Origin of the sequence: Mesorhizobium sp. B263B2A, from assembly GCF_020165775.1 — a bacterium.
GTDB lineage: Bacteria > Pseudomonadota > Alphaproteobacteria > Rhizobiales > Rhizobiaceae > Mesorhizobium > Mesorhizobium opportunistum.
Window position 1 is genome coordinate 1 of record NZ_JAIUIU010000052.1, and the last position, 12134, is coordinate 12134.

Here is a 12134-nt window from a genome sequence, read left to right on the forward strand (position 1 = left end):
AGGATTCCAGATTTGGCAGACCTCGGCTGGCGCCAGGACGGCTCCGCCACAAAATCTCACCCGATGCATAAGAACGGTTAGGTGGCGCGCCACCTAACCCTAGGCCGGCGATATTTATGTCTTCCGCGGCCGCAGCGGCAATCTGATCAAGATTATCTGGCATGATGGGCTTGGCATGTCGCTGTATGCAAACGGCTCGAGAAGGGCCGGTTTCTATGGCCGTCGCCGGCGGACGGCACGGTTTCCATATCACCGGCGCAGCTCGCCTACATGCTCGACGGGATCGATTGGCGCAACCCGCGCCACACGTTCCGCCCGCAGCGCGCGGGCTGAGTTTTTCTTTGAGTTTGCGCCATTTTCCGCGAGTCAGCGGGCGCGTTTTATGATTCACTCCAGGGCATGGTTGCCACCGCCCAGGATGCTGTTCCGGACGATATCGGCGCGCTCAGAGCGGCGCTGACCGCAGCGCTGGCCAGAGCCGAAGACGAGGCCGCGCGCGCTGCGCTGGTCGAGGCCGAACTGGCGGTCGCCAGGGCTAAGGCATCGGATGATGCGGCGCTGATCGCACATCAGCATCTGACGATCCGCAAGCTGCAGCGGGCGCTGCATGGTCAGAGTTCTGAACGCTCAGCCCGCCTGCACGACCAGATGGAGCTCACCTTCGAGGAGCTCGAGAGCACCGCGACGGAAGACGAGATCGCCGCCGAACAGGCCGCGGCCAGGACCACCGAGGTGGTGCCTTATGTGCGCAAACGACCGGCGCGTCAGCCATTTCCCGAGCATCTGCCGCGCGAACGCGTGGTCGAGCCGGCGCCGACCGCTTGCCATTGCTGCGGCGGTCATCGGCTACGCAAGCTGGGTGAGGATATCACCGAGACGCTGGAGGTGGTGCCGCGGCAATGGAAGGTGATCCAGCACGTGCGGGAGAAGTTCACCTGCCGCGACTGCGAGACGATCAGCCCCGTCGCCGACCGCTTTGAGGACAGCCGTGCCGGCGAATGCGTCGCCCGCCATCTGGATGGCTATCGCGGCGTCCTGCAGGTCGACGGCAGCGACCGTATTTCCTATGGTCCGGCGAAGCGGTACGGTTTCAGCTGTGTTCATGATCGAGATAGCTCGCGATGGTGGGACCTACGTGAAGGTCTTCGATCAACGCGGTACATCCCCACTGTGGCAAGAGGTACCGGCCGATACATTGTTGCCAGATCCGAATTGTGCTGCCACAAGTCAGCCTATAGCCTGGCCGCATTCCACTGGTAATGGCGACCGGCACCCAGCCCTCCCAACACCTGGGGCGGTTCGAGCTACGACGAGGGATCGCAGGCCCGACCAATGGTCTCCGATCGTGTCAACATAACGCGGGGGGGGGTGGGCTCCGCCCTTCTCCCTCCAGATGTGCCACGCACACCGCTGGAAATGATGATGCCACCCAAGACGGTCGCTTTGATTTGAATTAGAAGGAGAAAAACGTGCTAAAAGAACTGCATTTTGAGATTGCCGAGTTTCAGTCACGTCTAACAGCGGTAAAGAAAGAAATGACGACGAGAGGGATCGAGATCCTTCTTCTGTCAGAGCCGCCTAACCAAAACTATCTTACCGGCTATAACGCTTACTCGTTCTATACTCCGCAAATGGTGATCGTGTCACTCGATCACGACGAGCCTATTTGGGTGGGCCGGTTGATGGATCGCGTTTCGGCATTAATGACTACCTATCTTGCCGATCAAAACATCAGAGCTTACCCCGAAACGCATGTTCATTCGCCCTTCCTATCGGCCTACACCTTTATGGCCGATATTGTAAGGGAAGTCGGGGGCGAGAAGGCGCGCGTTGGCGTCGAGATGGGAGGATACTATTATTCCGCCCGTGCTCACCAGGATCTTACCCGGGCTTTGCCACTTGCGGAATTCGTTGATGCTGACCTACTCGTTGGATGGCTCCGGCTGATAAAGAGCCCGACTGAAATCGCAATCATGCGTCAAGCTGGTCAGCTTGCAGATGTGGCGATGCAATGTGTGATCGATACGGTGGAAGCTGGAGTTCGTGAATGCGATATCGCGGCAGCTATTTATCACCAGCAAGTGTCGGGTACGGCTGAGTTTGGAGGTGACTACCCTGCTTGCCCTCCCGATCTTTGCATAGGCGAGCGTTCAATCGCTCCACATGCAGCTTGGACCGACGAACCGGTGCCGAATTCCTCTGTTGTTAATCTTGAACTTTCGGGGTGCCGGCACCGCTACCAAGTTCAACTCTCTCGTACAATCGTAGTCGGCAAACCCTCAACTGCATTCCAAAATCTGTCGAAGATTGCTGTAGAAGCCCTAAACGTCGGCCTCGAAAGTGTGCGTCCTGGGCGGACCTGTTCAGAAGTGTTCAGCGCATTCAGTCAAGTGCTTGCTCGCCATGGGATTGAAAAGGAGTCCCGAATTGGATATCCGACTGGCATCGCATTTCCGCCCGCATCGGGAGAACGTACGGCTAGTATCCGCAAGGGAGATGAAACAGTTCTTCAGCCAGGTATGGTTTTCCACATGATGCCTGGCCTGTGGCTAGACAACGTTGGAATCACGATCACCCAAAGTTTTGCTGTTAAGGATCGTGGGTTTGACCCTTTAACGAAGACAGCGCGCGAGCTTTTCGTCAAATAGAATGCGGATTACTGTGGGGGGCAAGCTCTTCCTGCAAACCGGCGTCGATCCCGTCCTCTTCGGCGGGATTCCAGCAGTTGCACGTGGTGCGGCAACGCAATGCGCGCTTGTCGCCGCGATCCGCTCCCATGCGGCCGCACGCGTCGCCGGCGAAGCGCCGATCGATGCGACGCTCGACGAGGCGCGGCTGGGCGATTGACGCGGCAGCTACGTCAGGATCGAGTATCTCAAATTGCGAACCGATTAGGATCGGTTTTGCAACGGTTGAGTTGGGACGCAGGGAGGATTGTTTGCGCTTCTGGTCGGGCGGCGAGAATGGCGAACTGTCCGGCCAGCGACGGATTCGGATTGAAGGCGTCCCTGGCCTGTCACTTGCTCATCATGTGAAACATTTCAATGCCGGACAGGATAATGCCGACGCTTACTGAGGATTGAAGCCGCACATCGTTCGGACACGGTGCTTTATGCGCCGATGGTCCTGATTGATCCAATTGTTCAACTATGGCTCCGGCAGATGCGGATCGGCTTCAGCAGGCACCGGGCGCGATCCTGCAAGCGATTTGTGGTGTCGCAGGCGAGACAAGTCTGTAGGCCGGATACCGCCGTAGCGTACCAAAAGGACAGTATTCTTTGACAATATTCCCCTTCACCGAAGCCACCCCGTACAGTTTCAAGCGACTCCGCCGAAGACTTCGGAAGTCGTGGTCATCGGCGGCGGCATTGTCGGCGTGACTACGGCGCTGTTCTGGCGCGCCGGAATATCTCGGTATCACTGTTGGAGATGGGAATCCCGCTCCCGAAGCCTCTGCACTCCGCCCATCGACCGCGGGATTACGGGCTTTTCCTGCAGTTCAAGACAGTGCCGCTCAAGGCGAGTTGGGCGGGCATGATCGATGCAATGCCGGATGTCGTGCCTATCGTCGATCGCGCCGCTGCGATCCTAGGTCTGGTTATCGCGACCGGGATGAGTAGCCACGGCTTCGGTATCGGACCCGGCATGGGCGGGTTGGTGGGCCGACCTGGTCCAAGGAAATGAGACAGGGCACAACCTCCACAGATTCCGCCAATCACGCTTCAGCGACGGCAGCATGATCCGTTTGGGACCTTCCCTCTAGAGGAGATGACCTTCGCCGTTTAGCAGGCTTCGACCAGATGACCGGTCAGCGCGCCGGCCTTGACGGGCACATCGGTTGGCGGAAACGAGATGAACCCTGTCGCATTCTCTGCCTCCTTTTCCGGGTCGAGCGCAGGCGCACGAGCCTAAATTGATCTGCTGCAACTTTTGATTACAGTGCTGTGGCAAGGAACCTTCGTTTTCGGAGTGTTGCAATGTTCAAAGGCTGTCAGTTCGACAAGTCCGCGGTCCTGCTCTGGTGCGCTGCTATCTCTCGCCTGCAATCTGAGCCTGCGTGATCTTGAGGAGATGGCCGAGCGCGGTATTGCCGCACTCCAGTTTGCCTACTCATCGGGAGACGAGATGGTCGTCGGCCCGACGTCGGGAAAGCTTCAGCGCCTCTAAGTGAATAGCTGAGGTGCTTCTTAGGCTGTGGACACCCTTGGCATCGATCTGATCGCCGGCCTTGACCAGCACTTCGGCGATTGTGCCGTCGCGCTCGGCATGCAATGCCGTCTCCATCTTCATCGCCTCGATGGACAAAAGCACGTCGCCGGCCTTGACCGCCTGGCCGGCGGCAACGGCGAGCGCCGAGACGACGCCCGCATCGGTGCTCCGACATGCGCCTCGTTGCCCGGCTCAGCCTTGCGCCGCGATGCGCACGGGTGGTTTCAGTCCAGGCCATCGTGATCTCCATCGAAGCTCGCAAATCCGACGGAATCACAACCGGCTGAAATCACTCAACTATTTTCGGAACGGCGCTAATGGCGGGCCGCCAATCACATCGCGTTAACATTAGTGGTGCTAGTTCGGTGCAGCAAAAGATATAGTATACGACTGATGAAAAGAAGCTCAAAGAGGTCTTATAAATCTTTAAGTTGTTTCTTAAATGTTTAACCCCAGAGACGCAATGGCAGTGTAGAAGCTTTCCCAAGTCAGTAACGACCCGCCCCATTACCGCACTGTGGACGTGTAAATGGGGGAAGCAATAACGACTTCACCCTCGCGCTGATCAGGCAAGGGCATGTGGTGGAGCGAGCCAAAGGCTGTGACGAATGCATTCGCAGAGGCAGTTTGGTACGATCGATGTTTGGGTTTTCCGGCATTCACAGCTGACAATCCCAACGCCATACATGCGTGAAGTGCTAAGCCCAACTGAGCGGGAGCGGGCCGAAAGAATCCGCCACTCAGATCTGCGGCTTTCATACATTCAAGCAAAATTTGCTTTTCGAACCATCCTTGCTGCGCACTTGCATATTCCGGAGCAAGATCTCCAGATGACCGTTTCGCGGTTCGGCAAGCCTCGATTGCCGGCGCGCGATATCGAAGTGAGCCAGTCTCACAGCCAGGATTGGTCCGCCGTCGCCGTTTCAGCCGTGGGCCTGATTGGGATAGATATTGAGCGTTGGCGCCCCTTGGCAAATTGCCGACAATTGGCCCGCCACATTATGACTGACCAAGAAGTCAGGAGGTTTGAAGACGTTACGCGCAAACAGTCTGCGAGAGAGTTCCTGGAGCTGTGGACCAGGAAAGAGGCTATACTGAAATGCGTAGGTCTTGGTCTCCAGCAGGACCCGCTAACGCTTCACACGGGCTGGGATGAGCAGGTTGTGGAATTTGGTGGCCTGCATTATTATCTCAATGCGCTCCCAATCCGCGGGCAGTTAATAGGGCATATAGCATCGCCTTGTCCCCAGCAGATCATCATGCGCACCCTGCCATCTCAATTGGTTGACCAACTTGGACAGCCGGATACCAAATAAATTACTGAACCTTCATGATCGAAGGTCGCGGACAATGGTACCTTCACAGCAAGGTCTGAGGTCAGGGACAGCCAAAAAGGCTTGTGTCCGAATTGCGCTCGGACGCTGCACGAGTACGCAATGCAGGGGCGCAATAAGGGTCGACAGCGTTACTGCAATGGCGCCGTTCGCGTAAATTTATCAAATTAGAAATTAAATCGTTGTGCAAAATGATATTTAACACTTTTTAACAGATGCCTGAACTGAAGTTTGATACATCTTAACATTCTACATTAGATAACCGTGCTACTTTGGCTGCCGTAAGCTTAGGTCGAAGTGGCAGCTTCTAGTGCTATAAAGACCGAATTGGAAGTCCTCATAAAAAAGAAATGTCCGCTAAGAAAGAGGCGTTTTCAGGCGGAATCTAGGTGGAGTGGCTTGAGAGATGGAACAACTTCCTGGTAAGTCAAAAACACTGCTTAGTGTTGTAAAGAGTTCACTTGCGCCGTCGTATCGGCTAATTTGCTTCCCCCATGGGGGGGGTAGCGTCCAGTCGTTCCGTAATTGGCCAGACTATCTCCCTGACGACATTGAGCTTATTTGCTTGGATCTTCCCGGGCGCGGCAAACGATCAGCGGAGGCCGCCATTCGCAGCATGGACGTACTGGCACCCATGGTCATCGAGGCGCTCCAGGAATACAGCGATAGCCCCTTCGTTTTCTTCGGTCATAGCGCAGGTGCCCTCGTGGCCTACGAGATTGCCCGCTCCCTTGAGGAGGCCGGTCGGCCATCTCCCTTCCATGTGGTCGTGTCTGCTCACCCGTCAGCGGATCTGCCCCCGCAAGAGCCGCCGATGTATACATACACCGATGATAAGCTAACCGATGTGATTCGTACCCTTGGTATGGTCCCCAAGAAGGCGCTGGCAAACGAGAAACTGCTATTGGACTTCATTTTGCCGCCCCTGCGGGCCGACTTCGAACTTGCGGAGACTTACGACCGAAACCTGCCAAAGCCTCTCAAGGCGGCAATCACCGCAATGGGCGGAGTTGAGGACGAAATCAATGCCAATGACCTAGACGGATGGCGTCGGCTTACGACGTCGCGCTTCGCCCGGATTATGTTTGATGGCGATCACTTTTTCACCCATGCCATGACGGAGCAGGTGGTGTCCAGCCTCCTGCGCGAGGTTAGCGAGGTGAAGGGACAACTTCCGGTTTCTATCCAACACGGCGAGGTCTTCCCTTATACTAATCTAACGCTGCATGAGCGATTCCGCAAACAAGCAGCTCTCACCCCCGACAGTCCTGCCATCGTTTCAGAGGCTACGACCATCACATATCGTGAACTCGACGACCTAACCGACATTCTATCCAGGCACCTTCTTGGACATGGTCAGAGCCGAGGTTCCAGCGTGGGTATCCTGATGGATACTTCACCTGAATACGCCGTCGCTTTGTTCGGTATTCTAAAAACAGGGGCGGCCTACGTCGTGCTTGACAAAGCATTGCCCGCCGCTGCGGTAAAGCGAATACTTGCGAAAGCATGTGTTGAAATCGTCGTCACCAGCGACCATTTCGCAGCCAAGCTTCCGCCTGACTGGTCCGGTATTGCGCTGTCGCTCGACGAGGGTTGGGAAGCACAACTTGGCAAGGCCAGCCCGGCCAATCCGCAACCGGTGAATATCGATGCGCCGGCCCAGATCTCATTTTCGTCTGGCACGACTGGTGAACCAAAAGGGATTGTCTGCCCCCACCGAAGCAGTGTATGCGCCAACCAGTGGCGCTATCATGCGCTGCCATACACGCTTGGTGAGCGTGAGGCGGTCAATCTCTTCGGGGACATAATGCGGCCGATCCTCGCCGGGATTCCAGCCTATCTGGTCCCCGATGACGTTATCTACGATCCGCATCAGCTGGTCGAGTACCTGGAGCGAAATCGAATTTCCAGAATATTGCTAACCCCATCACTGCTGGACGTGATTATCAGCAGCGGCTTCCTTGACCTCCCCTCCCGCCTTCCCGATCTCAGATTGATCTACCTATCAGGCGAGGTACTAACAGCAGCGTTGCTTGCGCGGGTCAGGGACGCGCTGCCGCACATCAGAATCATCAATTACTACGGCGCAGCGGAGGCATGTGATGTTTCGCATATTGACTTGAGCGAGGTCGATCCTGCGATAATACAAAAGGTCGCGCCGGTGGGTAGGCCTCAGTACAATGTCAGTGTCTATATCCTGGGGGAGCAACGCGATCCCGTCCCAATGGGCTTCTTGGGCGAGGTCTTCGTCGGCGGCGATGTCTTGGCTCATGGATATCTCGGCAGCCCAGAGATGACACGCGAAAGGTTCTTTCCCGACCCGTTTCGCGCAGATGGCACGATGTTCCGCACTGGCGATCTTGGTCGTATGCTGCCAAGTGGCCACTTGGAAATTATCGGGCGCTGCGCTTTCATGGTGAAGATCCGAGGTTACAGCCTCGTGCCCGGGTCTGTAGAAGCTGCCTTGCTTCGCTACGCCGGGGTCCGCTCCGCCGCCGTATTGCCTGAGCTCGATTCGACGACAGGCCAGCCGGACCGACTGGTCGCCTATGTGGTGCTGCACGATGGTTGCAGAGGCTGGGAGGCTCCTTTGCGAGCGCATTTAAAGTCCGAGTTACCGCACTATGCGATACCTGCGCATTTCGTGGCGGTACGGGAATTGCCCATTGCGGCTAACGGAAAACTTGATCGGTCGCGCCTTCGCGGGCTCGCGCAAGAGTCGTGCGCTCTGGTGACCGGTACCGACGAGGTCGAATCAGCACTTCGCGCAGCCTGGCGAGACCTTCTCCAGGCCGAAGCTGCCGATCTGGGCGACAATTTTTTCGACTGCGGCGGACACTCCCTTCTGGCTGCCCGCCTCTGCACGCAGATTCGTGAGAGTCTGAAGGTGCAACTCCGGGTAGTGGAGGTCTTCCTCAATCCGACCTTTAACGAACTCGCGGCTCTTCTCCGCAAACGCATTGGCGAGCAGGGACGTCCCCAAATCGGCAAGCTCCCCAAAACACCGCCAGTCTTGGCGCGTAGGGCGCATGTGAAGGCGCTGGACCGTCGAAGCAGCCCCAGTATGGACATTGCGGTGATTGGTATGGCCGCGCGTTTTCCTGGCGCGGAGACGGTAGACGCGCTGTGGGAGAACCTCTGCCAGGGGGTATGCTCGATCACCTCGCTCTCCAGGCAGGAGCTCAAGGCCCGAGGCATTGCGGAAGCTGTCCTGAATCGCCCGGATTATGTGCGCGTGGGCGCCCATCTCAACGATGTGGACCTTTTCGATCCGGATTTCTGGAGCCTCTCGAGGCGTGAGGCAACGTTAATGGACCCGCAGCATCGGCTGTTTCTCGAATGCTGCTGGAAGGCACTTGAGTCGGCCGGATATGCGCCAACCCAGCATGAAGGCCGGACCGGAGTGTTCGCAGGGTCTTCTTCCCCACTCTATCTACTGCACCATTTGAAGGGCAGCCTCAGCGATCCCACCAACGCGCCACTCGCTTTCCTGACGGAGCTCGGCAACGAGAAGGACTACCTTGCCGCGCGCGTGTCCTACATGCTGAACCTTAACGGCCCAAGCATTGCGGTGCAAACCTCATGCTCAACTGGGTTAGTGGCGATCGCGGTCGCCGCTCAGTCGCTCGCGGCCGGCTATTGCGACATGGCGTTGGCAGGGGGCTCGAGTATCACCTTCCCTCAAGCGGGGTATCAGTTTGTCAAGGACTTCATTAATTCTTCGGACGGTGTGTGCCGGGCCTTTGATGCCGATGCAAGTGGCACGGTGCTCGGAGATGGGGTAGGGGTTGTCGTTCTCAAGCGCCTTGAAGACGCGCTTGAGGCGAACGACTCGATCCACGCGGTGGTAAAAGGATGTGCCATTAACAACGACGGCCGCGCCAAATCATCCTTCTCGGCGCCTAGCGCACGAGGCCAGGCCGAAGTTGTGCGCCAAGCACTTGCCTCCGCGGCACTTGGCCCTGAAGATGTGGAATATATCGAAACTCATGGGACCGGCACCAAGGTCGGCGACCCAATCGAGGTCCGCGCACTGGCAGATGTCTTCGCGGGGCAGGCGAACGCCTGTGCGCTCGGGTCAATTAAACCGAATATCGGCCATGCCAACATCGCCTCAGGGGTCGCGAGCTTTATCAAGACAGCTCTCACGCTTCAGCACGGAGTAATCCCAGCGACAATCAAAATCAATCGGCTGAATGAAGATCTGGGACTGGAAGACACGCCTTTCTTCATCAATGAGCAGCTTAGACCTTGGCCCCGTCCGCCGGGACGTTCACGAACTGCCGGAGTTACTGGACTCGGTATGGGAGGAACCAACTGCCATATCGTGCTGCAGGAATGGGACAGCGACAATGCAAGGGCTTGGCCCGGATCGATTGCACGGGGATCTCACGCCCTTTGCCTATCTGCAAAGACCCCGTCAGCGCTAAGCCGGGCCTGCCTGAATCTAGCTGCGTTCTTGCGGCGCAACCGCGACATCGATCTTGGTGACGTCGCTCATACACTACGCGTGGCGAGATGCCACTTCGCGCATCGAACCGTTGTGGTGGCGCGCAACTTGGGCACGGCCATCGCGAGGTTGGAAGAAGAAGGGGATCGTACAGCTGATCGGACCTTTTCCTCGCCGTCTATTGGCTTCATGCTGCCGGGCTGCGGAGTGCAGCACCCGCGGATGTTCAAGGATCTGTTCGATCACGTGCCGGACTTCCGCAATGCTTTCCTGACTTGTGCGGCCGCTTGTCGCCGGCTCCTGGATCGTGACCTGGAGACGGTCATGTTTGGGGAAGACGACAAATACCGGACGGCTTCCTTCGAAGAAATCAGTGTCATGATTTTCTCCGTGCAATTCGCCATGGCGCGTTCGCTAGAACTGTTCGGAGTTCAGCCCGCTTATCTCGTCGGACACAGCATGAGCGAATACGTTGTGGCTACCCTAGCGGGCATTCTAAAAGTGGAAGATGCTGTTGAGCTGACGATCGCTCGGAGCCGTGCGGTGGCAAATATTGGTATCGATGGTGCTATGCTTGCGGCCGGATGCGGCCCGAGCGAGGCTGAGCGTATCCTCACGGAGGACGCTTGGCGTGATCGAGCAGAAGCTGGCGAGATCGGCGTCGGTATCGTGAACTCAAATACCGACGTCGTGTTCACCGGCAAGCGGGAACTTCTGGAAAGGCTTCAGGAAAGTCTCGAACATCGACAGATCACCAACAACCTCCTTATTACAGCTGGCGTCCCCAGCCATTCGCCGCTGATGAAAGGAGCGACTGACGCCATCGACGCGCGGGTCCGTACACTCGAAAAGGGCCTGCCGAATGTGGCCATTGCTCTCAACTCAGGAGCTCTGCATGAAGCGAAAATACCCTTGCAGGACACCTACTTGAGCAGGCAAGCGATCGAGCCTCTCCGATTTGATCGTGCTCTCAAGCCCGTTGTCGCGGCTGGTGTAGCTGCACTCGTTGACATCGGGCCCTCACGAAATCTGGCGCGTCTGGCACAGGGAGCAATCAACTCAGAGGACCGGAAGACCCGAATTCCATCGATCGTCCCAGCCGCGCGCGACGAGAACGATGAACAATCCACTGACCGCCATGTCCTTCTGGAATGCCTTGGGGCACTCTGGGCCGCGGGTGTTGCGGTGGATTGGAAACGGGCCAGTGATCAATTGGAACCGTTCGGTACTCGCCGTCGCATTTCCCTTCCAACGTACTCATTCGACGGTCACCGATGCTGGCCGGACGATCAGCTTGCGAGGCGGACGGTTCCGCGGCAGTCCGGGGAGCGAGAACAGCAAAGGGGAGAAGAGTTCACGACGCCAGACGAGTAGTAATAAGAGGAGAAAAGGGTTATGGCAGAAAAAGTAGTCGAACCAGGAAAACTAAACATGTTTAGCAACGATGATCCGAGGAAAATTTTTCTTGATGAAGTTAAAAATATTATCGGAGATAACGAAATATGCTTGGACGATAACTTTTTTGATGTTGGGGGAGACAGCCTTATCGCCGCAGAGCTCCAAGCTAATTTGGATAAAAGCAACAATTGGAGGTCGCCGCAATTGGATGAGATAATTGAGGCGGCGACGTTCGGCGACCTGTACGAGCGAATATGCATCCGTAACCATCCGTCGAAATAAGGACACCTCGAACTTGCTAGACTGAATGTCCCAGGAGAACATTTGGTCTAGAGCGGAGACGCAGCTGAACACACAGCTCTGTTTCTGGCTTCGGCGAGACTGGGAGCGGACCATCTTCCGTCCGCATGCGCCAGACTCGACGCACACTTCCCAAAGGGAATGCCAAAATCGGACTCTTCTGTCAGGCTGTAACCACTGGATCTGCGAAATTGCTACCGCACATGGACATTTGGCACCCAGGTGGTCGGCGGCGACAGTCGATATTTGATGAATGCGCATACACCATGCACATCAAATGTATCTGCACGACCCTGGAGGCCAGAATGACGTCGCAAATCGAGAGCTGCCTTGGAATTCTGGGTTTGGAACCTGCCTTGCCACCCAGCGTGGCGCCGCCGGCGCCGCCGTCCGGCTCGCTGTTTAGTTCAGCTACTTTCGAGTTTCCCGTCATATCAGAAACC

The 12134-nt window shown here is 56.8% G+C and carries 6 protein-coding genes and 4 pseudogenes; 8 read left to right on the top strand and 2 right to left on the bottom strand.

What is annotated here, in order from left to right:
• Positions 1-112 precede the first annotated feature (112 nt).
• The 4 genes and pseudogenes from tnpB (at position 113) to LB568_RS33135 (ending at position 2847) form a co-directional block, all read left to right on the top strand.
• Positions 113-333: pseudogene (gene tnpB, locus LB568_RS33900) on the top strand (IS66 family insertion sequence element accessory protein TnpB).
• Positions 334-399: 66 nt separating this feature from the next.
• Positions 400-960, top strand: a pseudogene (locus LB568_RS33125) (IS66 family transposase zinc-finger binding domain-containing protein); the annotation flags it as partial.
• Between the two features lie 509 nt (positions 961-1469).
• Positions 1470-2648 (top strand): M24 family metallopeptidase, encoded by a 1179-nt coding sequence (locus LB568_RS33130; RefSeq protein ID WP_084016212.1) that lies wholly within the window; start codon positions 1470-1472, stop codon positions 2646-2648.
• A gap of 13 nt (positions 2649-2661) precedes the next feature.
• Positions 2662-2847, top strand: a complete 186-nt coding sequence (locus tag LB568_RS33135; RefSeq protein ID WP_140700809.1) for a hypothetical protein — start codon at positions 2662-2664, stop codon at positions 2845-2847.
• Between the two features lie 106 nt (positions 2848-2953).
• On the opposite strand, the pseudogene LB568_RS33140 reads toward LB568_RS33135, so the two are convergent.
• Positions 2954-3224, bottom strand: a pseudogene (locus tag LB568_RS33140) (DDE-type integrase/transposase/recombinase); the annotation flags it as partial.
• Positions 3225-3546: 322 nt separating this feature from the next.
• Between LB568_RS33140 and LB568_RS33625 the strand changes: the two are divergent.
• A complete protein-coding gene (locus tag LB568_RS33625; protein WP_245322136.1) occupies positions 3547-3684 on the top strand; it encodes a hypothetical protein in 138 nt (45 codons plus the stop codon).
• A 519-nt stretch (positions 3685-4203) separates the two neighbouring features.
• Here LB568_RS33625 and LB568_RS33150 read toward each other — a convergent pair.
• Positions 4204-4418, bottom strand: a pseudogene (locus LB568_RS33150) (biotin/lipoyl-containing protein); the annotation flags it as partial.
• Between the two features lie 399 nt (positions 4419-4817).
• On the opposite strand from LB568_RS33150, the gene LB568_RS33155 reads away from it, so the two are divergent.
• From LB568_RS33155 to LB568_RS33165, 3 genes are all read left to right on the top strand, one after another.
• Complete coding sequence (locus LB568_RS33155; protein WP_084016210.1) at positions 4818-5525, top strand: 4'-phosphopantetheinyl transferase family protein; 708 nt, start codon at positions 4818-4820, stop codon at positions 5523-5525.
• Between the two features lie 424 nt (positions 5526-5949).
• Positions 5950-11367 carry a type I polyketide synthase gene (locus LB568_RS33160; RefSeq protein WP_084016208.1) on the top strand — a complete coding sequence of 1806 codons (5418 nt, stop codon included), beginning with the start codon at positions 5950-5952 and terminating at the stop codon, positions 11365-11367.
• A 21-nt stretch (positions 11368-11388) separates the two neighbouring features.
• A complete protein-coding gene (locus LB568_RS33165) occupies positions 11389-11673 on the top strand; it encodes an acyl carrier protein (protein WP_084016206.1) in 285 nt (94 codons plus the stop codon).
• Positions 11674-12134: the final 461 nt, after the last annotated feature.